The following is a 21,553-nucleotide window of genomic DNA, read 5'->3' as shown; positions in this document are numbered from 1 at the left end:
ATGAGGGGGGGGAGAACAGCGCCGGGTGAGGGGAGGTTGGCCTGTTACTTCGTGGGGTTAACGATCTCACCGACACGCCGATAGACCTTCTTTGTCATCTCCTCAGTGGAGTGGCCGAGCAGCCGACTTGCATGCGCAAGTTCTATCTCGCTGGCGGCTTTGGGCCGGATGTCTTTGAACTGAAACTGGCGAATTAGTACAGCCAGGGCGGGATCGCCGTCGGCACCGGCCTTGATGGCTGCTTTCTCCCGGGCTTCATCCCAGCGGTTGCGTAGCATCTGCTGGCTCATCCGAAGGCCGGACGCGTTCGTAATAAGCGTTGAGGTCTTAACCCCGTTTAGCGATCTGCGCTCGAGCAGGTTGTCTAGGAATAGACTAAGCGCTGATTGTTCGCCGGCATCGTCCAGGCGAATACGCAGAAGTTTGCCGCCCTTGCCCTGGCGAACCCCTACAAAGCCGTTGGCCAGATCGGTAGTTGCTACCTTCAGCACATCGGCAGGGCGCTGGCCGGTCAGGTAGGCAAGGTCCATGGCATCTTTTAGTTCCTGCACGGCTTCTGCATACACTGCATTCCACACGGTTTCGCCGGCGTAGTAGTCCCGCGGTTTTTCCTTGTTCCGGCGCACGCCGAAGCAAGGGTTGGCATTGTTAGTCAGTCCCCACTCGCGTGCGATTGTGAACATGTGTGACAGCAGTGCGATCTCTCGGTTGGCCCTAACCTTAGCGGTTCTGGCATCTCGATACTGCGCAACAACTTGGGGGGTGATTGAGTCGAGAGGCGCGTTTTCAAATGCCTTCCGCAGCTGTTTCAGTTCCTTGCGGTTGTCGGACTGTGTCCGTATGGATTTGGTCGGGATGATCTTTTTTTCGTACCTATCGAACAGCGCACCCAATAAATGATTGGGCTTAGGTGGTTCGCGGCGTTCCAGTCGAGCCCACTCGACCTTCGCCGCGTCTAGATCATTGCCCAGCGGTATTTCTTTTCGATTTCCGTCGGCGTCCCTGCCGTTGTAGTAGTACGAGGACCAGATGGCGCCGCTTTTGCGCTTGCGGGTGCGCCGTATCATTCGAGGCGGAAGGTCGCGATTGGGTATGCTTTTCTGGCGCATCAGTTAGCTCACGTTCGCTAGGTCGAGCGACCAGGTTTCAGTCACGGCATTGACCGCAGACGGTCTGACACCAGCGAGTTTTAGTCGGGCATAAACCCTGCCTACGACTGGGCGGCGAGCGCCTGTTAGAACAAACTCCCAGTGGTTTTTGGCTAACCATTGGATTTGCTTTGATGGGATCAGGTAGCCGGTGATCGTGGCCAATTCTTCTTCTGTAAGTGTTTCGGCTCTGAGTTCCATCATGCGACCTCCCTGAACTTCACCGGCTCCCAGGTTGATTCACAGAGCCCATAAGCACTGGCGCAGGCCGTCTTATCTGCGCCTGTTGTCAGTAGGTCGTATTGAATTCCGCCTCGGGCGGTTCTGGACCATTCGACTGCCTGCCGGATGCTCGCGATTTCCATCACCTCTAGGGCGGTCATATCGGTTATTGAGCCTTTCGGGTGCTTAGCATTGGAGCCAGCGAAGAATGTGGCGGCTCCGCGCTTGCTGGCCTGCTGAACGATTCGTTCCCAGCGATCGATGCGGTCAATAACCTCAGGGAATCGAAGCGCGATTTCGCGCAGTTCATCCTTACGACAGTTGATACAGGGCATGCAGCCCACACGGCCCATGCCTTGGGAGTACAGCGGGTTCGGCTTGATGCCCATATATCGGTGTGCTTCGAAAACGGCTGGAATATCCCACTTCAGGATCGGTCGGTAGTTGAACAGGCCGCCACCAACTTCATCGCACTCGGTCAGGTAGCGCCTGTTTAAAGACTCATCGGCGCGCACACCCTGCCAGCTTATTATCATTTCGCCTTGACCCATGAGGGGCATCACGACTTGTTCCAGCATTGGGTCGCGCTTCAGTTCCATGGTGCAGAACTGGGCCTTGCGGCTGGGGAACCTGCCTTTCCAAATACATAGGTCAAGAAACGGGTTACCGGTTGGCCGCAGGACGTCGAGCGCTGCCAGTACCACCGGTTCGGCAACCCCTTGAGCTCGCCACTTGGTTTCAATGAATCGCCGTTTACCTGCTATGCGCTGGGTGAAGTCGGCCCGCACGCGGGTAATTTTCGTGTGCGTAGCTTGCTCCAGATAGTCGAGGTACCTGTAGGTTTGGTCGTGCTCATTGCCGGTGTCGGCGAAGACAGCCTGGAGGTTGGGAGTGTCCAATGCGATGGCGAGCAATAGTGTGGCAGTGCTGTCTTTCCCGCCGCTTACGCTAACGATATTGTGACAGGTCATGCTGGTCGCCCTCTGCTTGATGGGCATTCAGCTAGTTCTTCTTTTTTTACTGGATGGTAGTGCAAGTGAAAATACGGATACCTAGAATTCCGCCACTTATGATGACTTACAGCATCTGGGGTATCTGGGGCTTTTTGATTCTGGGCAGCTGTCTTTGGCTGATTGTTGGAAGCCTCAAATATTGGGGGGTATTGAGTAGTGACTTTGCCAGCTGGGTGCAGGCCTTCGGATCGATCATAGCCATCGTCGCAGCAGGTGCGTTTCCTGTCTGGCATGAAACGCTGAAGCAACAACAAGAGCAACGTCGCATCAAAGAACTGCTTTTGATGGCAACAGTCCGGCAGGTGGATATGCTTGAGCGTTTGTACAGTGTTGTGGCCAAGGCCAATGAAGACTTTGGTCGAGAAAGTATTAACGGCTACCTTGAGGAGGGAAGGCACCTGAGATGGTCGGCCCATATTGACGGGCTTAATGCATTTCCCATGGTGCAGCTTAGTCCCCACGACTTCGAGGTTATAGGCATTTTGAAGGTGGCGGCAGCGTACGGGGAGAGGGTCTCCGGAAAGCTCAACGACTGGATATCTTTTGACGATCAGTATCGGAATGAGGGCAAATTGTTGTACGAGCACTTTCAGCAGACAGAATATATAAAACAGCGTTTTTTGCGCTGAGTCTTCCCATGTCTCAAGCGGCTTCCCCCCCCAAACAAGCTGCGCGAGCGGGCATTCCTGAGCGTTTAGCGCTGCATCAGCGAGCGCTGCCCCGCGCAGCTTTTCGTGGGGTATAAATGCCTCTGCAGTGCTGTTGGAAGGAGCAATAATGCCTGCTGCTGCGCAGCAGATGCTGCTTGTTTCTAGCGTGTCGACACTCGCGGGAGTGCGGAGCAAAGCGGGCAGGGTGCTGATGTTGTCCTGGTGGTTCTTCATGCCGCTTTCCTCCGGTGTTCGATAGCGAGTTGGTCCATCAGGCGCTGGTGGTAGGTGTTGCGTGCTTCTGCGGCAGGCCATGGGTGAATTGTTTCAACCCTGGGTTCAATGCCGACCAAACAATCCCAGATAGCCGGATCGGTTGGCATGAGGTCGCGGCGCTCGGTGGCCAACGCGATCAGGTCGGCCTGGTGTATGCATGCGGGTAGATCGAAGGCCAGGTCGAAGCGCTCACAGACACGCCCCCATACGACGTCCTCAAATCCTCGGTAGTCGGGCATCCACTGTTTGAGTGGCCGGGTCATATCGCCCAGGTACGCCTCGGTGGCATCGTGGAGCAGGGCCGCCAACTTGTGTTCTTCCGGCACCAGCTCGGCGACGATGCAGCTGTGTTGTGCCACGCTGCAAAACTCGCGGGTGTGGCCGTTGAAACGACACAGGTTGGCCAGCGAGTGCGATATGTCCCGTGGGTCGATCATGTCGGCGTCTGGCTCATACACATTGAAGTGCTTGCCGGTGAAGGTGAGGATGAAGTTCATGCTGCATCCTCCAAGGTGAATGGATCCATTAGGGCAGCCATGCTCAGTGCCTTGTCACGTAGGGCAAGTGCTTGCGTTGCCTGGCTCTCGGATCTCACTGCTCGGAAGGTGTCAGCTGCAAGCTTGAGCTTTTCGGCGATGGCCAACAGGGTAAGTCGATCTTGTGGTTGCAGATCCAAGATAAGTTGCAGGCGCCGGCATCGTTCGCTGACTTGCTCAACTTCGGTAGAGCCTACTGACTCGCCCTGGTCCATCCCTTCCATAAAGCCCTGAGCGTGGCCATGGTCATAGCCCTCAGCTCGACCATCCGTTAAGCCGCCCTTGTAGCCGACCCAGTAGAGGATCCCAAGCGCGATCACGATGCTGATCAATGCGCAGATTTGAATTGAAGTCATGTGGTGTGCTCCTGATGGTTTTGTTGGCTGGTGGTGGCAGCCGTAGGGTTAACTGGTATTACTCGGTTGATTCTGTTTCTGGACGCGGCATGTCTTCATCGGCTCGGTAAGCGCGGATGTCGATCAAGGCGGCGACATGCTTAATGTGGGCATACCGCAATGCCTTGACGCTGTGGTCCAGCGTGGTCACCGGCAGCTGAATACGGCCGCTGTTGATCGCCTCTGTGAACGTCTTTTCATTGAGGTTCTTGAAGTAGTGCACGCGCAGCTTTTCAAGAGGGATAAGCACGTCGCCGAAGAGTTGATGCAGCATCTCGACGGTCGCGCTATCCGGCGCGGCTTGCAGCCGTAACGGTGTTTGGCTGGTGTTGCTCATGGGCCTCGGCCTCCTTGCGTTTGAGTCGTGAAGGGTGGTTCCAGGCGTTCAGGCAATGGCGCTTGGTCAACTCCCGCAGATGCTTCGGCACTTCGAGGAGCGCGGCGTTGCGCTCCTCACGTGTACTCATGGCGATGATCTGGCGGGCGTACTCCCTAGGCCACGTCACGGTTGTCAGCCGGGATGGCTGGCAGTTCGAGCCCCAGTTGCTCGGCGAGCCAGGGCATGCCCGCTTGCCGGACCTTGGTCGATTGGCTGTACTGCATGCCTGCAGTTTCGTGGTACCAGTTGCCGTTCTTGATCCGCAGGTACTCACGGTCACGGACGGGGAAGGCCGGCAAGTTGCGGTCGTTGAGCAAGCCCTTTTCACGCATGAGCGCGATCAGCTTGGGGCGGGTGATGCCGAAGTACTTGGCAGCTTTTTCCAGGCTACGTTCCATCACGACCCCCTACGCTGCGTGCGCGGCAGGTGTCGCTGCTGCGGCCAAGTGGTTGATGGATTCGACGACCATGCCGTACAGCTCGACGTCGGTCCCGTATACCGTGAAGCACTTGGTGCGCGGCGACTTCACGCCGATACCCATGATGGCGGTAATGCCAGAGCGCGTTTTGTTGCGGTGAATCGCCAAGTAGATGGGCAGCTCGAAGCCCAGGTCGAGACTGATCGACCCGCCGGTGCGCACCAACTCGAACACTTGCTGCTTGTGTTCAACATCAAACGCGCCATAGCGACGGTTTGCGTGGAGAGCTGGCAGTGAATCAGGCAGTTCGGTGGGATCGACCGGGCCGTTGGCAATTTCTTCGATGAAGTCGGCCAGCTTGAGATGCATTTTTTTGCTGTTGGTCAGGTTCAGCGTGTGGCGTTCGCTGCCCAGCTCAACGGTGAAGTGTGTGTCCGCTTTGCTGCGTTCAACTTTCAGGCGGAAAGCCAGCACATCGCGCCGTGGTGTGGTGCGCAACGTGTGGTTGAAGGTCTCGCTCAGGTTGACCTGGGCATGCAGCAGGGCAAGGGTACGGTTGTCGAGTTTGAACTTGCTCATGCTGCGTGCCCTCCGCCATTCGGATCGAACGGTGCGGGCGCGGTGCGCTGTTTCGCCTTGGGTTTGGACACGATGAAGGTGCAGCCGCAATCTTGCGCCAGGCGGCGAATTTCGAAGATGCGGAAGGGGTTAGCGGCGGCCGGGTGGACGTGCAGGGTGGCTGTGGTGTGCATGATGTTGCCTCGCTCTGTGGTGGAAGAGTGAGGCAATAATAACCCTAAAGGTTAACTCGTCAATGAAAAGTTAACCTTTTGGGGTGTTATGATTTGTAATCCAAGCTAGCGGTGTGAGTGGCGAGGCCAAATCGTCTAGGGTAGCGATGTACACCTTGCACGGAACGTCGAAGTTTCTGGCTGCATTTCGAAGCGCGTTCTCGATATTGTGTTGGATATCCAGGGGTGTTGATGTGCTCAGAATAACCACGAGATGCAACTGTACCTTTACTTTCGAAACTTCATTGAGATTTTGAGAAGCGATCCTAGCGTTGGTAATAGTTGATAAAAATCTACTCTGTGAGAATTTTTGATCAAAGTATTTTACCTCGGCTATGTGTATCGTATCGCCATGTTGTGCAATTGCGTCAAATAGTATTGGTTTGCTGAAGCCTGGGAACTGAAATTTTATTTTTGGTGAGAAATCAATGCTCGTAGCAAGCTTGAGTTTTTCCAAGGAGCGCTTTTCTATAAACTCTAGCTTGGCCATGGATTCAATATGACTTCGCTTCGTGAAGCCTTCTAAGTCAAATATGGTGCCAGCCTGAGAGTTTCGAGCTTCGGGAGACGATCCTTGTTCTTCGCTATTCGAATTCGATGATGCCGGTTCGACATGATCAACTTCTGTAAGGGAAGCATTTTCGACTGGCACATCTTCGACTGGCTCAGCTTCGGTTGGAGCGTTTGACGCCGGCGAAGACGATGTGCTGTTGTGTGAGGGCTCTACTGATAAATCAGTCTCCTTAGCTTCTGCGCTAAGCTTTTCATCACGTTCTTGGGGGGTGACAATCCCGAAAAGTTTTAAGAAGTCGTCTTGGTTTTCATAATCTGAAGGTGCGTATAGAGTTTTGTGATTGAAATTCAGAGTTAGAAAAAATATCCCTACAAGATAAATGGGGAATGCCATCAGAAATAATATGTAAGTTGATTGGTTTTCGGGTGTGAGGAATGGGAGTACTGCCGTTCCGCTAAGTTCTGCAATTGCTGCGAAGCGCGATATTACGGTGAGGGGGTTTTTTATATGCCCAATCTTCCCCGTATGCGATTGTTCTACCGTCATTGTTCATCCTTGAGCGTAGATTGTTCTAAAGTTCGGATATTTTCCAGCGTGCCCTACCGCAAATGGTCCAATCTTCTGTCATTTTAATAATCCTATCAGGCCAATCCGGATTGATTGCGAAGAGGTACTGCTCGGTACCTTCTTGCTTCAACTGTTTCAAAGTGGCGGCCTGATCTCTCGTTCTTTTTGCGGCGACAAAATGGCCTGGTAATGCCTCAAGCGAAGGATCAATTACAATTTTATCTCCTTCTACAAATTTAGGCTCCATGCTGATGCCTTCTACGCGCAGAATGAAAGCCCTTGGACCAACTGGGCCGGGGGCATCAATCCATTCTTCGGCATCAACCGGGTCAAAACTCCCGTTCGTTTCACACCACATGCCCGCTGCAATTGAACCCATGACTGGGAGCTTCCTACCTGTATGACTCAGTACGGTAGCGTTGTTGAATTCGCCTATGGCATACGGCATATCTAGATAGCCTTGATGCAAATCGAGAGCTTTCTCGATTTGGCGAGCAATAAGATCACCAATCCCTTTCGTAGGATTTTTCCCACCGAACGCACTGACCTGGGCAGGTGCTTTGCCCAAACGCTCGGCAATATCAGTGAGCCGGAGCTGCTTTTCTGACAGCACCCTGCGGAAATTTTGCAATCTTGTATCGGAAATTTTCATGAAGTGATTCTGTTCTAATTAACCTGCAAGGTGAATGTCCTTTTGGGTGTTGATAAAAACAACCTCATGGGTTAACTTCTGCGCTCGGAGGTACACCATGAAGCTTCGTCTATACATTAACCGTCTGGATTCGCAGGGGCTTAAGGCATATGCAGATCGTTGCACCATTGCCGTTAGTTACCTTCGGATTCATGTCAAATACGCTAGCAAAGACCCCAGCGTTTCACTGATTAAGTCTCTGGCCCGTGAAAGTGAAGGTCTCGTTTCGCTTGCTGAGGTTTTGGAGCATTTCGGCATTATAGAAACGCCCGCCACGAACAAGGCTACATAGAAAAAAGGCGACCCAAGGGCCGCCCAGTTCCTCCCGGCACACACCACCACAGTGCTGTCGGGTCACGACGAAGGTAGGAGGGCACACCACATGCATTCCACCTCCCTTCATCGCGCTGCCAAGACACGGATGTCTTAGGTTGCTGCCTTTTCCACCACAGATTAGGCAGCTGTTGCGCCAGAGGTGAACACGGATTGTTCGCCTCGGCACGGTGCCGGTTTCGATCCCTAAGATCTGGCCGGCGTTTGGGCCCTTTCAAGCCACGCGGCAAATGTATCACTACTGCATGTCGCGGGGCACTGGCAACTTAGTAGGATTAATGCCATGAGCCGAGTAGTTTTAAGCTGTGTTGATCGAGCGCAAAGGGAAGTTCTGACGCTCGAATTAGCTCTGTACCACGCCGCACGGGACTATCCCGGTGGTGCCGCTGCAATCGCCGCCACCACCGGTCGAAATGCCACCACGCTGCAGCACAAGTTGTCACCTACCCACCCGTCACACGCCATCAACATTCAAGAGTTCGGCGAGATCCTCGAACTGACCAAGGACCGTCGCATTCTCGATGCTGTGCACGGTCTTGTCGGTGACACGATCTGGCAGGAGCTGGCCGAGGCGTATACCAACGACATGCCTGAAACCCTCACCACGGGGATCGCACAGTTCTTTCGGCAGGTTGCGGATTTGTCCGAAACCTGGGCCAAGCATATTGGCGACGGCAAGGTCGATGACAGCGAGTTGGCCGAGATTCGCCAGTTGGTGTTTCGCGGCATCCAGGGGTTGTTGGGCATGTACAACCGCGCCCGCTACGTCAACCAGACGACTCGCGGGGTGGAACGTGGCTGATATCGCTGATTTTGCAAATGACCTGATGCAGGAGAGGATTGATCAAGCCGTGGCTGCACGCATGGCGCTGATGTCCAGCCAACCACAGCATTCCCTGATGTTCTGCGACGATTGCGACGAGGCAATCCCTGAGGCACGGCGTTTGGCACAGCCAGGCTGCACGCTCTGTGTTGGCTGCAAGGCCGCTGATGATCTGAGGGCTTCTCATTATGCTCGATGACGTAATCAACCAATTCGCGGACTACGGTCTTGAGCCAGCGCAACCCCTGGTGTTCGGCAAACTTACACGCTGCAAAACCACCCAGGATAAGGGCAAAGAAAAGAACGGCTGGTACGTCATCCACGAACACCATACCGAGAAGAACGAAACATTGATCTTCGGCAGTTTTGGTGACTGGCGCTCCGGCGAGACCCAGAAGATTAAGGTCAAGGCCGGTCGTATGAGCCCAGAAGAGCGCGAAGTCATGCGCGCTCGCCAGGAGGACGCCAAGCGTAAGGCCGCCGAGATCGCGGCCAACGCTTCACGCCGAGCGGCCAGCCGTGCAGCCGGCCTATTCCAGCGTATGCCCGAAAAGGGTAAGAGCGCCTACCTGGATCGGAAGCAGATCGTCGGCTTCAAGGTTCGCTATGCGCCCCGTACCGGCGCTTTTTTAGTGCCCATGTGCAATGTGCGCGACCAGATCGTCGGCCTGCAGGTAATCTTCCCCGCGAAGCAAGAGGACACCGGTCGGGACAAAGCCTACTGGCCCTACGGCATGTCGAAAGAGGGCGCCTTCCATCTGATCGGCCCTCACCCCGAACCAGGCGAACCGGTGCTGGTGTGCGAGGGCTACGCCACGGGCGCAAGCCTGCATATGGCGACGTCGCTTACTGTCGCCATCGCCTTCGACGCGGGCAACCTGCTACCCGTCTCCAAGGCCATGCGCGAGCGCTTTCCCGGCTGCCCGCTGATCATCTGTCGCGACGATGACTGGAAGACCAAGCGCCCCAACGGCGAACCCTGGAACCCGGGCGAGGAGAAGGCCGCCAACGCCGCGCTGATCGTAGGTGGCCAGGTGGTTGCCCCCGTGTTCTCCGGCGAGCGCGAAATCAAGTGGACCGACTTCAACGACCTACACATCGCCGAGGGATTGGAGGCCGTCCGCCGCCAGGTGTTGGCGGTGGTCAAGCCTCCTGCAGCTGGCGGTTGGAAAGACCAGCTCGCCCGCACCGAAAACGGCTCCCTGATCGCGCACATGCAAAACGTCGAGCTGATCCTGGGCAACGACGAACGCTGGGCCGGTGTCATCGGCTACAGCGTGTTCAGCTCCAAGATCGTCAAGCTGCGTTCTGCGCCCTTCGGTGGAGGTGCCGGCGACTGGGCCGACATTGACGACATGCGCGTGATGAAGTGGCTCGCCCAGCAATACAACCTGCGCGTAAAAGCTTCCCATGTTATCGAGGCGGTCAGCGTGGTAGCCCACGACCATGCCTTCCACCCGGTGCGCGAGTACCTGGAGAAGTTGGAATGGGACCGTGTGCCTCGAATCGAAACCTGGCTGACCGACGTGCTGGGCGTCAATGCCAGCGAGTACTCGGCCAAGGTCGGCAAGCGCTGGCTGATCTCCGCAGTTGCTCGGGTGATGCGCCCAGGCTGCAAGGCCGACTCAGTAATGATCCTCGAAGGCGGGCAGGGCGCGGGTAAGTCCACGGCCATGGGTGTCCTGGGTGGGGAGTGGTTTATGGACACGCCTTTTGCCCTTGGTGACAAGGACAGCTTCCAGGCGATTCGCGGCAAGTGGATCGTCGAGCTGGGGGAGCTAGACAGCTTCAACAAGGCAGAAAGTACCAAGGCCAAACAGTTCTTCTCCGCGTCCACCGACACCTACCGCGAGAGCTACGGCCGCAGAACGAATGACGTGCCACGCCAGTGTGTTTTCGTGGGCACTACCAACCAAGAGGAGTACCTCAAGGACGCCACGGGCAATCGTCGCTATTGGCCGGTGTTCTGCAACAAGGTCGATCTGGAACAACTGCGCGAGATCCGCGACCAGCTTTGGGCAGAAGCGTTGTTCTGCTTTGAGGCGGGCGATATCTGGTGGGTGAACAAGGACGAATCGAAGATGTTCGCCGAGGCCCAGGACGAGCGCTTTGTGGTGGACGAATGGGAAGGGCCAATTCTGGCCTGGATGGAAGAGTCGCAGATCGGCGAGACCGCCACCGGCAACGAGATCCTCACCCAGGCGCTCAAGCTCGACTTCGGCCATTGGGGCAAGCCTGAGCAGATGCGGGTCGGGGCAATCATGCACCGGCTGGGTTGGCGGAAGCGGCGCATGCCGGCCCTGCCGAAAAGCGGTGTGCGGCCCTGGGCCTATGAAAAACCCCAGGGCTGGGGGCGTGCGTCTGCGTTGCAGCAGTCGGTTAAAGAGGAGCCTTGCTTTGATTAAAGAGATCGATGCGCGGCTCCGTATGTGGGCAGAAGAACTGCACAGCGACTTCACCAAGGGCGGGCTTGCTGGCGGCAACATGGTTGCCATGATGATGGAAAACAATGGTCAGTTGATTCGCGGTCAGCGTGCGTTCCGTGCGCCGCTAGAGGGTTCGCTTGATATAGAGCTGATCGTGAATAAGCACCTGGACCAGCCACTGGCGACTGTCCTCCGTGAGCACTACTGCAACCATGACACCAACATGCGCTTGAAGTACGCCCATTGCGGCTGTGGTCGGGACACCTACTACCAGCGTCTGCACGAAGCCCACCTGCATATCTACTACGTGCTGATGGGGAAGGCTGCATGACCCTCGGCGTCACTCCGCGTACTCCTGTCCTCCTGTCCCGCTTTGTCCGACTGCCATACAGCGCAGTTGGACAGGCACAGGCCGCGCCGTTGTTGGCCTGTCCTACCGTCCAACCTTCACCCGCCCCACGCACACATGAGCATAGCGGGCACGTAATCGCGCCCATGCGCGCACGCGTGCTTTTAGCTTTCTCTCTATACACAAGAGAAAAGGAATAAAGGTAGGACAGTTGGGCAGAGCCCCGAATTCAGGCGCCTGTAGCTGTCCTACTTCGATCCAGAATAGTTGGACAGGTCAGACGGGGCACCAGAAGCGATAGCCGATTGAATGCGTTGTCCCTGCGTTGCACCTGCGTCCTACCTGTATTGCACCCATATTGCGCCATGGCATTAAAACTCCCTTGCTGCCACCGGAATCCACCTGTAAAAAGTACCCATCTTCGATAGGTGCGACCGCAAGCAGCGGGACTCACCACCACACTGAACCCGGCCATTGCGCCGGGTTTTTGCGTTTATGGGGTAGGGCGATGACAAACGAGCAGCAAGCGCTTATTGAGATGCCGATCTGGATGGTGATCCTGCTATCCCTGATCGGCGGCATTTCCGGCGAGGCATGGCGAGCCGACAAGGCGGGGGTGAGCGGCTGGTCGCTGGTCCGCCGCTTGCTCCTTCGGTCCGGGGCCTGCGTGGTCTGCGGACTGTCCACCATGATGTTGTTGCACGCATCGGGCATGTCGGTCCTGGCGGCGGGGAGCATTGGCTGCCTCACCGCGATGGCCGGCGCCGATGTCGCCATCGGCCTGTACGAACGCTGGGCTGCCAAGCGGTTGGGCGTGTGCGATGTGCCGCCATCGGGCGGCGGGCAGGCTTGATGTGCTGTAGGCCACGGAATACGTGGCCTACAGCGTTGCGCATCAAAATGGTGCGCCGAAAATTCGCCGGGGACCCTGGCGGCATCCGAGGGACACGGGGCATGAAACCCGCGGGAAAGCGTTAGCGAATGGGCTGCCAACTTACTGAAATTCAATCCATTGAAATTGAAAGGTTTCCATTGAAAAGCCGTTGAAAAGGAGGGCTTATGACGGATTCACTTTTTCTGTCTAAAAGCGCTTTCGCGGCTCGCATCGGCAGGACGCCGAGCTACATCACTTGGCTCAAAGGCAACAACCGCCTCGTGCTGTCGCCAGACGGCAAGATGGTGGATGTGCTGGCAACCGAAGCGCTGATCCTCGAAACCGCTGACCCCAGCAAGGCCGCCGTTGCTGCTCGACACCAACAGGACCGGATCCAGCGTGACGTTTACAGTCAACTGTCCCCCCTGGTCGAGCCGACTAACACGGCTGCGCCGCAGCAGCCTATTACTGTCGGCGCCAAGGGCCACGACTTCCAAAAGGCTCGCGCTATGCGCGAATACAACCTGGCGCAGCTGGCCGAGATTGAGCTGCATAAGGCGCAGGGTTCCCTGGTCGCCAGGGATGCCGTCGAGCTGGGCGCCTACAACGCCGGTCGCCATCTGCGTGACCAGTTGTTCGGCCTACTGCCCCAGCTGTCCCACAAGTTGGCAGTGATGACCGACCCCTGGGACATCGAAAAACACCTGACGGCGACACTTCGTAAATCACTGGAAGAGGCTGAGCGCATGTCCTCGTCCGACCTTGAACGAGCAATGACGACGAGCTGACCTATGACCACGGAATTTCCTGACGGTGACCGTGCGTACCGTGAGGCGTATTTCCGTGGGCTACGACCCGACCCAGATCTCTGGATCGACGAGTGGGCCGACGAGTACATGCGCATCCCGCGCGACACGGGCGCACCTGAGCCCGGCCAGTACCGCACCGACCGGACGCCGTATGCCCGTGAACCGATGCGTTGCCTGTCACCGGCCCACCCGTGCCGGCGAGTGGTCACCATGGTGGCCTCGCAACTGATGAAAACGCAGATTGCCTTGAACTGGATGGGTGGCCTCATCCACATGGCACCGTCCAACATCCTTGCGCTGTTGCCCAGTCTGAGTCTGTCCAAGCGGGTCTCCGGGCGGATCAGCAAGACGATCAAGGCCACCCCAGTGTTGGCAAAGCGGGTAGCGGCCAGCCGCTCACGGGATGCCCGCAACACCATGGATACCAAGGAGTTCGAGGGCGGCGCCCTGTACGTCACCACGGCCGGTTCGGCAGCCAACCTGTCGGAGCTGTCGGCGCGCTACATCTACGGCGACGAGGTTGACCGCTGGGAGAACGACGTCGGCCAGGAAGGTGACCCCATCGTGCTGGCGGAAACACGTGCTACCAACTTTGGCCGCAACGCCAAGATCTACTTCTCCAGCTCGCCGACGATCAAGGGTGCCTCGCGGATCTCGGACTTGTTCGAGTCCAGCGACCAGCGTTACTACTACGTGCCATGCCCCTCTTGCGGGCATATGCAGGTGCTGGAATGGGAGCGGCTGCTCTACAGCAAGGACTACCGCACAGTTCACTACCAGTGCGCCGCGCCTGAATGTGATGTCCTGATCGAGGAACACCACAAGACCGACATGCTCGCCCGTGGCGAATGGCGTGCCCATGGCAGCGGTGACGGCAAGACGGTGGGCTTCCACCTAAACGCGCTGTACTCGCCGATTGGCTGGAAGGACTGGCCCTCGCTGGCTGAGGAGTTCGAAGACGCCAAGAAGGCACAGGCCAAAGGCGACATGGGCCTGATGCAGGTGTTCTACAACACCCGTCTCGCCAAGGTCTGGGACAGCGCGCAAGAGCAAACCAAGGCCGAAGTGCTGGTCGCACGGGCACGGCTGGAGACCTACACCCTCGGCAGTATGCCGGTGGGCGTGCTGATGCTGACCGGCGCCGTCGACGTCCAGGCTAATCGCCTGGAACTGATGGTGATGGGCTTTGGCGTTGGGATGGAGCGTTGGGTGGTCGACCACCAGGTGATCTGGGGCGACCCTGCCGATGAGCGCACCTGGACGGTGTTGGATGAAAAACTCAAAGCGCGCTATCGCCATCCTTGTGGTGTCGGGCTGGCGATCCTGGCGACGGCCGTCGACTCGGGGGGGCATCACACGGACGAGGTTTACCAGTTCTGCCGTACGCGGCGCTGGCGCAACATCTTCGCCATTAAGGGCGCGAGCAAGCCCGGCAAGCCCGTTATCGCTCAACGGCCCTCAATGCAGGATGTGACCTGGAAAGGCCAGACCGAGCGCAACGGCGTCGAGCTGTGGTTTGTTGGCACCGACACCGCGAAGGACTGGATCTACAACCGCTACGCCTTCGTGGACGGCCCTGGCTCGCTGCATTTTGCCAACGACCTGCCGGACGAGTTCTTCGCGCAGTGCGTGGCCGAGCGCAAGGTCGCCCGCTACGTCAAAGGCTACAAGCGTATCGAGTGGGTCAAGGGCAAGGCTGAGCGCAACGAGGCGCTCGACCTGATGGTGTACTGCCTGGCAATGGCGCATTACCTCGGTATCAACCGCTACCAGGAACACGACTGGGAGCGGGTACGCCAGGCGCTGGCTCAGTCCGGTTTGTTCGACGATGTGTTGGGCGTCAAGCCCGTGCAGGGCGAGCGCGTCAACGCCGACGAAACACCGGCACCGGTTGCGGCGCGTCAGTCGCTTCCAGCGCAGCCACCTGTTGCACCTGTCGCCCAACCGCGACCCGCTGCCCCCCCTCAACGCCGCAGCTCCACCAGCGGTTACCTGAAGAGACGCTGATATGTCGTTTACCCCGAAGCACCTCGAAGCCATCGAGCGCGCCATTGCACGCGGTGAAAAGACCGTGCGCTACAGCGACCGCACGGTGGAATACCGCTCCATCGACGAACTGCTCAAGGCTCGTGACGAGATCCGCACGTCGCTGAGTCAAGCCGCCGGGCCGCGCTCTCGCGTAATCCGGCTTACCCATGGAGGCAAGGGAATCTAATGGCCCGACATTATCCGACGCTGACACGTAACGGATTCTTGCTGCCGTCGAACATCAAGGCCAGTTACGAAGGCGCCGGTGAGGGCCGACGTTCGGCCAGTTGGGAAGCCTCCGACAACGGTATCAACAGCATCAACACCCCGGCCCTGCGCAACCTACGTGCGCGTTCGCGGGCGGCGGTGCGCAATGACCCGTACGCGTTCAACGTCATCGACAAACGCGTCAGCAACCTGATCGGCACCGGCATCACGCCCAGGCCGACCACGGACGACGCGGAGCTGCGCAAGCTCAAGCAGCAGTTGTGGGATGACTGGGTGGATGAGGCGGACGCCGATGAGCTGACCGACTTCTACGGCATGCAGGCACTGGTGGCGCGCACCGTTGAAACGGCAGGGGAATGCTTTGTGCGATTGCGACCCCGCAGCCCGAGCGAAGGTTTGGCGGTGCCACTGCAGCTGCAGGCGCTGGCCCCTGAGTTTGTCCCTCACGACAAGTTCGAGACGGCCAAAAACGGCAACGTGATCCGCGCTGGGATCGAGTTCAATCCGGCGGGCAAGCGTGTGGCGTATTACATGTACCTGTCGCATCCCCGCGACTCATCGTCTTTGAACGCCGGTTACAACCAGTTGGTTCGCGTACCGGCAACACAGGTGCTGCACATCTTCGAACCGATGGAGCCTGGGCAGTTGCGCGGCGTGCCGCGTCTGGCGCCAGTGTTGAAGCGCCTGCGCAGTCTCGACAACTACGACGACGCGGTGCTGTTCCGGCAGGAGGTGGCGAACCTGTTCGCGGGCTTCATCAAGCGCCCGGCACCGGAGGCAACGCAGCAGCCTCGCGATCCCGTTACGGGCATGCCATTGAACGTTGACCGCGACGGTTTCACACCGATGGTCGCCCTGGAGCCCGGCACCATGCAGGAGCTGGGGCCAGGTGAAGAGGTGGAGTTCTCCAAGCCACCGGATGCCGGCAACAACTACCCGGACTTCATGCGGCAGCAACTGATGGCTGCGGCGGCGGGTTCGGGCACGCCTTACGAAATCCTCACCGGCGACATGCGCGAGGTCAACGACCGGGCGCTGCGGGTGGTGCTCAACGAGTTTCGGCGGCGCCTGGAGCAACTGCAATTCGGCGTGTACGTGCATCAGCTGTGTCGCCCGGTGCGCGCCGCGTGGATGGACATGGCGGTGTTGTCCGGTGCCCTGGTGCTGGAGGACTACGCGCAACGGCGCCGCGAATACCTGCGCACACGTTGGGTACCGCAAGGCTGGGCCTATATCCAGCCGGTGCAGGACGTGCAGGCGCGGAGGATGGAAGTGCAGGCGGGCTTTGGTTCGCGCAGTGAGATGTGTCTGCGCAACGGCTACGACGCCGAAACCATCGACGCTGAAAACGCTGCAGACCTCGCCAGGTCCACGGACCTTGGCCTCAACTACACGACTCTTGATGCCATCGAGCCTATTGATGACAAGGAATCACCATGAGTAAAAAAGCCAAACCCCGCGTTTATGACAAGGCGGGCAAGCAGGTAAAGGTCGCCGATAAAAGCTGGTACACCTTTCAGGCCAGCGGCGAAGCCGAACAGCGCAGCATCGAAATCTTCGTGTACGGCGAGATCGGCGCCTGGGGCGTCACCGCCAATCAGTTCGTGCAGGATCTGCGCGCCATGGATGACGGCGCGTCCCCGGTGATCGTCGCATTCAACAGCATCGGCGGTGATCTGTTCGACGGTCTGGCGATTCACAACGCGTTGTCCCGGCTGGGCGAGCGCTGTACGGGGCGCATTGATGCCCTGGCGGCGAGCGCGGCCAGTGTCGCGGTGTGCGGCGCTCACCGGGTGGTGATCGCAGCCAACGCCATGCTGATGATCCACAACCCCTACACCTTCACCGGTGGTGATGCTGAAGACTTCCGCCGCGTCGCCGATGTGCTGGACCAAACCCTGGAAGCGATTATCGCAGCCTACAAGGCCAAGGCGCCGGACATCGACGAAGCCGAGCTGCGGCGCATGGTCAACGCTGAAACCTGGCTCACGGCCAATGAGGCGGTGGCGCTGGGCTTGGCCGATGAAGTCGGCGACGGCCTCAAGGTCAGCGCCTGTCTCGGCCAGGGCAGCGTGCTACAGCGTTTCCAGCATGCACCGCCTGAGCTGCTCGCCCAGCTGGACGAAGAGCCGGAAGTTGAGCCGCCGGAACCTGATCCGGCCCCAGTGCTGGATGCGGCCAAGCTGGCGCTGATGGTCACGCAAGGTTGTGCAGCTGCTGGCATCAGTAACCTGGTGGAGCCGCTGCTTGCCGCAACCAAGCTCGAAAGCGAAGCGGTGATCCAGGCCGCGCTGATCAATGCGAAAGCATTGCATGGTCTCTGTGTTGCAGCACGGCTGCCAGAGCTGACCGGCGAGTTCATCAGTGCTGGCCTGGACGAAGCCGCAGTCCGTGCGCGGCTCTTCGACAAGCTGGTAGGCAGCGGTGGCGGTTTTGAAATCAACAACAGCCTACCGCTGGACGATGATCCAGCACCAACGGTCAAGGCCAAGCAGGTCGACACTCACTCAATCTGGGCCACCCGTCAGGCGGCACAAAACGGTAACTCGAAAGGAGCAAGAGCATGAAAACTGAATCGATGCACGCAGGCGAGTTCCTGCTGTCCGAGGGCGCTGGCAACATTTCCCGCGAAGCGATCAACGTCGCCGCCGGTGCCGCCCTGGAACCGGGTCAGATCCTGGGCCTGGTCACCCTCACCAGCGAGTTTGCCCCGTATCAACCAACCGCCGAGGACGGCACCGAAAACGCCATTGCCATCCTCTACGGTCCGCTGGGCGAATCGGATGTGCCACGTCGCGGGCGCGCCATCGTGCGGCTGGCCGAAGTCAGCGAAGCGCACTTGACCGGCCTCGACCCTGCCGCCGAGAAGGCCCTGGCAAACCATTTTGTGATCGTCCGCTAAGACGCTCACCCCATTTATCCATCCCGCCGAGTGCGGGATTTTTCGTTTCTGGAGAGTACCCCATGGCCGAGATCGCCATTTTTGAAGACGATGCGTTCAGCGTCTCCTCGTTGACCGCTGCAATCAACGACCAGGAATATCTGCCGGGCCGTATCAGTAGCCTGGGTCTGTTCCGCGAAGAGGGCATCAGCACGCTGACTGTGCAGATCGAGAAGGACGGCGACACCCTGGCCCTGGTGCCAGCGGGTGAGCGCGGTACTTCCGGCCTGGTGGTCGGTGGCAGCAAACGCACGCTGATTCCATTCAACACCGTGCACCTGCCGGAACGCTTCACCATCAAGGCCGACGAGATCCAGGGCATTCGCGCCTTTGGCACGCGTACCGAGTTGCAGGCGGTACAGGATGTGGTCAACAAGCGCCTCGCGAAAGCGCGCCGGCAGTTGGACGCCACTCACGAGTTCCAGCGCATGGGCGCGTTGAACGGGCAGGTACTGGACGCCGATGGCAAGACAGTCCTGCTGGATATTTATAAATCCTTTGGCGTGAATCGCCAGAAGCTACCAATGGGCTTGAACAGTCCAGACACCGAGCTGCGGGTCAAATGCGGTGAAGCCTTGGATATGCAAGAGGAAGCCCTCGGCAGCGTCACCAGCAGCGGCTCCCGCGCGATGTGCGGCAAGAACTTCTGGAACAAGCTCATCGTGCATAAGTCGGTCAAGGAGACCTACCTCAACACCATGCAGGCTGCGTCCCTGCGTGGCGATGCCCGTGAAAGCTTCGAGTTCGGCGGGATCGTATGGGAGCGTTATCGCGGCAAGGTGGCCGGTGTTGCGTTCGTCCACGACGACAAGGCCCTGCTGATCCCCGAGGGCGTGCCGGATCTGTACATCTCGTCCTTCGCGCCGGCTGACTACATGGAAACAGTCAACACCCAGGGCATCCCGTACTACAGCAAGATCGAGCCAATGCAGTTCGGCAAGGGTGTTGCCGGTGAAGCTCAGTCCAACCCGCTGCACCTGTGCACTCGACCTCGGGCGCAGATTCTGTTGGAAATGTGACCGTGGCCTTCCGCGATCTGATCGACGACATCGACGACGTGGTGTTCGAAACCCTGGGCGACAGTGCCCAGATCGAGGGCCGCGCCGAACCGGTGCTGGGCATGTTCGCGGCTCCTTGGAAAGCGCCGCAGTTTGGCAAGACCCACACCGCAATACGCGAGCCTCGCTTTGAGATCCGTGTGAAGGATTCGGCCGGCCTGAGCCAGGGCTTGCGGGTGACCATCGACTTGCCGGCTTTGGATGGCGGCGGTGACTACGACCTACTGCAGCTGGCGCCTGGTGGCGACGGCCTGGTGGCTCTCATCTTGAGGAAGCGCCCATGAGTGTCGGCAGCTATGTTCAGCAGAACCGCGACAGCGGGATGATCAACATCCAGCCGTCGGCGGTGCATTCCCAGGCTCTGCGCGAGTTCGGGCTGTTGGTGCCCAAGGCTGCTGCAGCGGCTCAGCGTCGTGCGATCAACAAGACGTTGGGTTGGCTGCGCACCCATATCGCCCGTGCCGTCGGCAAGCAGGAACGCATTGTCATCGGCGCCGTCCGGCAACGCCTGAGGGCTTACCCGGTCAGTGGCGGCGCGATGCGCGGCAAGTTGTGGTTTGGGGTCAACGCCATCGAGGCCAGCCGCATCGGTCGGCCTCGGCAGTCCCGCGCCGGTGTGTCGGTGGCGGGGCGGCGTTACCAGGGCGCGTTCTTCAAGCAGGTTTATGGCAACAGCCCCGACATCTGGATACGCACGTCGAGCAAGCACTTCAACGCCACGGACTACCCCGGCAGCACGCAGGGGCGGCGCAGCTCGGGTTTCATCGCAGAGAACGACAACCGCTTCCCGCTGGCGAAAGCCAAGGTTTCGCTGGACCAGGTGCGACCGCACTTCGACAGCTGGGTGAAACGCGCTGATGAACGCTTGCTGGAGATCCTTAAGCAAGAACTCAACTTTGAACTGCAGAAGTACCTCAAGGGGACCGCCCGTGTCTGATCAACCATTCAGCCTCGAACGTCTGTACGACGCCATCGAGCAGCACCTGCAGGAACAGTTGCCAGGTATTCAGGGCGCATCGTTCTGGCCGAATCTATCGGCAGACACCAGCATCCCCACGCCGGTGGTGCTGCTGGAGATGGCCGAGATGGAACCCGCGCCGGATATCGGTACCGGTGAAACCGCCCTGACCTGCAAGTTTGAGGCGCGGATCATCGTCGATTCGATCAGCGTGGATCCGCAACGTCAGGCCGTGCAGTTGGCGTCTCAACTGGCGGTGTTACTTCGGGCGCAGAGCTGGGGGCTGGAGGTCGACTGCGCCGCGTTCGTGCGGTCCACTCAGGACTGGACCAAGCCCGAACTGGACGGCTATTTCGTCTGGTTGGTTGAGTGGGATCAGACGATCTACCTGGGGCCAGAAGAGTGGCCGTGGCCGGATGAACCGCCGGGCACGTTGATGCTGGGGTTCAATGAAAATACTGGATCAGGCCATGAAGGCAAATACATCAAACCGGAGGATCTGTAATGAGCTACGCCTCCACGCAGCATGATCGAATGATCGCCTCGATGTTGATGCCTTGCGTGGTAGTCGCGGTGGACCTGTCGGCGGCGATGGTACGGGTACAAGCGGACGGATGGATCAGCGCCTGGGTGCGTTGGCACAGCCTGGCTGCTGGCAAAGCGCGCCACTGGCGCGCGCCGAGCCTGAAAGAGCAGGGCGTGTTGTTCAGCCCAAGCGGTGAGCCCGCGATGGGGACCTTCATCCCTGGCCTGTATGGCAATGCCGGTGCCCAACCGGACAATCGCGATCACGTCGAGGTATGGCGTTTCGATGATGGTGGTTCCCTGGTCTACGACTGGGAAGCCAACAGCTACACCATCGATCTGCCGGCCGGCACCGTCACGATCAAGGTCGGAGGGTCTGTGCTTGAGATGACGCCGGATAGCACGCGATTGGTGTCGGGTGAGATCAACCTGGTGGGCCTGGTCACCATCGACGGCGCTACGCAGATCAACAGCACACTCAATACAACCGGCGACATCAACAGTGCTGGCAAGGTGATCGACGCCGGCGGAAACACGCCGAACCACAAACACTGATCACTACCCGCCATGAGCGGGTTTTTCGTTTTAGGAGCATCCGTT

General features: G+C 58.6%; 29 protein-coding genes. 17 read left to right on the top strand and 12 right to left on the bottom strand.

Annotated elements, in window-relative coordinates; translation table 11 throughout:
• Positions 1-44: 44 nt before the first annotated feature.
• From AC07OT_RS02750 to AC07OT_RS02740, 3 genes are read right to left on the bottom strand one after another with little or no spacing between them, the layout of a single operon-like run.
• A complete protein-coding gene (locus tag AC07OT_RS02750; protein ID WP_495107387.1) occupies positions 45-1,109 on the bottom strand; it encodes a phage integrase in 1,065 nt (354 codons plus the stop codon).
• 3 nt (positions 1,110-1,112) lie between these two features.
• Positions 1,113-1,349 carry a DUF4224 domain-containing protein gene (locus AC07OT_RS02745; RefSeq protein ID WP_338508982.1) on the bottom strand — a complete coding sequence of 79 codons (237 nt, stop codon included), beginning with the start codon at positions 1,347-1,349 and terminating at the stop codon, positions 1,113-1,115.
• Positions 1,349-2,368: a phosphoadenosine phosphosulfate reductase domain-containing protein gene (locus AC07OT_RS02740; protein ID WP_495107386.1), complete on the bottom strand. Its 1,020-nt coding sequence runs from the start codon at positions 2,366-2,368 to the stop codon at positions 1,349-1,351. The genes AC07OT_RS02745 and AC07OT_RS02740 overlap by 1 nt, the downstream gene beginning before the upstream one ends.
• A gap of 71 nt (positions 2,369-2,439) precedes the next feature.
• On the opposite strand from AC07OT_RS02740, the gene AC07OT_RS02735 reads away from it, so the two are divergent.
• The gene (locus AC07OT_RS02735) at positions 2,440-3,012 is read left to right on the top strand and encodes a hypothetical protein (RefSeq protein ID WP_495107385.1); all 573 of its coding nucleotides are present in this window, start codon (positions 2,440-2,442) and stop codon (positions 3,010-3,012) included.
• Between the two features lie 251 nt (positions 3,013-3,263).
• On the opposite strand, the gene AC07OT_RS02730 is transcribed toward AC07OT_RS02735, so the two are convergent.
• The 9 genes from AC07OT_RS02730 to AC07OT_RS02690 form a co-directional block, all read right to left on the bottom strand.
• Positions 3,264-3,806 (bottom strand): phosphohydrolase, encoded by a 543-nt coding sequence (locus tag AC07OT_RS02730; RefSeq protein ID WP_495107384.1) that lies wholly within the window; start codon positions 3,804-3,806, stop codon positions 3,264-3,266.
• The gene (locus tag AC07OT_RS02725) at positions 3,803-4,201 is read right to left on the bottom strand and encodes a FliH/SctL family protein (RefSeq protein WP_495107383.1); all 399 of its coding nucleotides are present in this window, start codon (positions 4,199-4,201) and stop codon (positions 3,803-3,805) included. Before AC07OT_RS02725 ends, AC07OT_RS02730 begins: the two co-directional genes overlap by 4 nt.
• Positions 4,202-4,259: 58 nt before the next feature.
• Positions 4,260-4,577: a pyocin activator PrtN family protein gene (locus AC07OT_RS02720; RefSeq protein WP_495107382.1), complete on the bottom strand. Its 318-nt coding sequence runs from the start codon at positions 4,575-4,577 to the stop codon at positions 4,260-4,262.
• Positions 4,528-4,707 carry a hypothetical protein gene (locus AC07OT_RS02715; protein ID WP_495107381.1) on the bottom strand — a complete coding sequence of 60 codons (180 nt, stop codon included), beginning with the start codon at positions 4,705-4,707 and terminating at the stop codon, positions 4,528-4,530. Before AC07OT_RS02715 ends, AC07OT_RS02720 begins: the two co-directional genes overlap by 50 nt.
• 25 nt (positions 4,708-4,732) lie before the next feature.
• A complete protein-coding gene (locus tag AC07OT_RS02710) occupies positions 4,733-5,017 on the bottom strand; it encodes a phage antirepressor KilAC domain-containing protein (protein WP_003207591.1) in 285 nt (94 codons plus the stop codon).
• Between the two features lie 9 nt (positions 5,018-5,026).
• On the bottom strand, positions 5,027-5,617 hold the full coding sequence (locus AC07OT_RS02705) for a hypothetical protein (RefSeq protein ID WP_495107380.1): 591 nt from the start codon (positions 5,615-5,617) through the stop codon (positions 5,027-5,029).
• Entirely contained in the window at positions 5,614-5,790 is a 177-nt protein-coding gene (locus AC07OT_RS02700; protein WP_495107379.1) for a hypothetical protein, read from the bottom strand. Before AC07OT_RS02700 ends, AC07OT_RS02705 begins: the two co-directional genes overlap by 4 nt.
• 70 nt (positions 5,791-5,860) lie before the next feature.
• Positions 5,861-6,889 (bottom strand): hypothetical protein, encoded by a 1,029-nt coding sequence (locus AC07OT_RS02695; RefSeq protein ID WP_495107378.1) that lies wholly within the window; start codon positions 6,887-6,889, stop codon positions 5,861-5,863.
• A 25-nt stretch (positions 6,890-6,914) separates the two neighbouring features.
• Positions 6,915-7,562, bottom strand: coding sequence for a LexA family protein (locus AC07OT_RS02690; RefSeq protein WP_495107377.1), 648 nt, complete (start codon positions 7,560-7,562; stop codon positions 6,915-6,917).
• Positions 7,563-8,217: 655 nt separating this feature from the next.
• Here AC07OT_RS02690 and AC07OT_RS02685 point away from each other — a divergent pair.
• The 16 genes from AC07OT_RS02685 (at position 8,218) to AC07OT_RS02610 (ending at position 21,508) form a co-directional block, all read left to right on the top strand.
• Positions 8,218-8,736, top strand: a complete 519-nt coding sequence (locus AC07OT_RS02685; RefSeq protein WP_495107376.1) for a phage regulatory CII family protein — start codon at positions 8,218-8,220, stop codon at positions 8,734-8,736.
• The gene (locus tag AC07OT_RS02680; RefSeq protein WP_495107375.1) at positions 8,729-8,956 is read left to right on the top strand and encodes a TraR/DksA family transcriptional regulator; all 228 of its coding nucleotides are present in this window, start codon (positions 8,729-8,731) and stop codon (positions 8,954-8,956) included. Before AC07OT_RS02685 ends, AC07OT_RS02680 begins: the two co-directional genes overlap by 8 nt.
• On the top strand, positions 8,946-11,162 hold the full coding sequence (locus AC07OT_RS02675) for a VapE domain-containing protein (protein WP_495107374.1): 2,217 nt from the start codon (positions 8,946-8,948) through the stop codon (positions 11,160-11,162). Before AC07OT_RS02680 ends, AC07OT_RS02675 begins: the two co-directional genes overlap by 11 nt.
• Positions 11,155-11,514, top strand: a complete 360-nt coding sequence (locus tag AC07OT_RS02670; protein ID WP_495107373.1) for a PA0613 family protein — start codon at positions 11,155-11,157, stop codon at positions 11,512-11,514. Before AC07OT_RS02675 ends, AC07OT_RS02670 begins: the two co-directional genes overlap by 8 nt.
• Before the next feature lie 526 nt (positions 11,515-12,040).
• Positions 12,041-12,385 (top strand): phage holin family protein, encoded by a 345-nt coding sequence (locus AC07OT_RS02665; RefSeq protein ID WP_115487740.1) that lies wholly within the window; start codon positions 12,041-12,043, stop codon positions 12,383-12,385.
• A 206-nt stretch (positions 12,386-12,591) separates the two neighbouring features.
• The gene (locus tag AC07OT_RS02660; RefSeq protein ID WP_115487741.1) at positions 12,592-13,194 is read left to right on the top strand and encodes a terminase small subunit; all 603 of its coding nucleotides are present in this window, start codon (positions 12,592-12,594) and stop codon (positions 13,192-13,194) included.
• Positions 13,195-13,197: 3 nt separating this feature from the next.
• Complete coding sequence (locus tag AC07OT_RS02655) at positions 13,198-15,222, top strand: phage terminase large subunit family protein (protein WP_495107372.1); 2,025 nt, start codon at positions 13,198-13,200, stop codon at positions 15,220-15,222.
• Position 15,223: 1 nt separating this feature from the next.
• Complete coding sequence (locus AC07OT_RS02650) at positions 15,224-15,430, top strand: phage head-tail joining protein (RefSeq protein WP_032889620.1); 207 nt, start codon at positions 15,224-15,226, stop codon at positions 15,428-15,430.
• Positions 15,430-16,911, top strand: a complete 1,482-nt coding sequence (locus AC07OT_RS02645; protein ID WP_495107371.1) for a phage portal protein — start codon at positions 15,430-15,432, stop codon at positions 16,909-16,911. Before AC07OT_RS02650 ends, AC07OT_RS02645 begins: the two co-directional genes overlap by 1 nt.
• Positions 16,908-18,038 (top strand): head maturation protease, ClpP-related, encoded by a 1,131-nt coding sequence (locus AC07OT_RS02640; RefSeq protein ID WP_477747387.1) that lies wholly within the window; start codon positions 16,908-16,910, stop codon positions 18,036-18,038. The genes AC07OT_RS02645 and AC07OT_RS02640 overlap by 4 nt, the downstream gene beginning before the upstream one ends.
• Positions 18,035-18,373, top strand: a complete 339-nt coding sequence (locus AC07OT_RS02635) for a head decoration protein (RefSeq protein ID WP_032888612.1) — start codon at positions 18,035-18,037, stop codon at positions 18,371-18,373. The genes AC07OT_RS02640 and AC07OT_RS02635 overlap by 4 nt, the downstream gene beginning before the upstream one ends.
• Before the next feature lie 62 nt (positions 18,374-18,435).
• Positions 18,436-19,431 (top strand): major capsid protein, encoded by a 996-nt coding sequence (locus tag AC07OT_RS02630; RefSeq protein ID WP_115487746.1) that lies wholly within the window; start codon positions 18,436-18,438, stop codon positions 19,429-19,431.
• A gap of 2 nt (positions 19,432-19,433) precedes the next feature.
• Positions 19,434-19,754: a head-tail joining protein gene (locus AC07OT_RS02625; protein WP_115487747.1), complete on the top strand. Its 321-nt coding sequence runs from the start codon at positions 19,434-19,436 to the stop codon at positions 19,752-19,754.
• On the top strand, positions 19,751-20,407 hold the full coding sequence (locus tag AC07OT_RS02620; protein ID WP_495107370.1) for a hypothetical protein: 657 nt from the start codon (positions 19,751-19,753) through the stop codon (positions 20,405-20,407). The genes AC07OT_RS02625 and AC07OT_RS02620 overlap by 4 nt, the downstream gene beginning before the upstream one ends.
• On the top strand, positions 20,400-20,933 hold the full coding sequence (locus AC07OT_RS02615; protein ID WP_495107369.1) for a hypothetical protein: 534 nt from the start codon (positions 20,400-20,402) through the stop codon (positions 20,931-20,933). Before AC07OT_RS02620 ends, AC07OT_RS02615 begins: the two co-directional genes overlap by 8 nt.
• Positions 20,933-21,508: a phage baseplate assembly protein V gene (locus AC07OT_RS02610; protein WP_495107368.1), complete on the top strand. Its 576-nt coding sequence runs from the start codon at positions 20,933-20,935 to the stop codon at positions 21,506-21,508. The genes AC07OT_RS02615 and AC07OT_RS02610 overlap by 1 nt, the downstream gene beginning before the upstream one ends.
• The last annotated feature ends 45 nt before the right edge of the window (positions 21,509-21,553 follow it).

The organism is Pseudomonas sp. GW821-FHT09C10 (genome assembly GCF_059418085.1).
The sequence above is the reverse complement of the archived record's forward strand: the minus strand, read 5'-3'. Positions and strand labels throughout refer to the sequence as shown.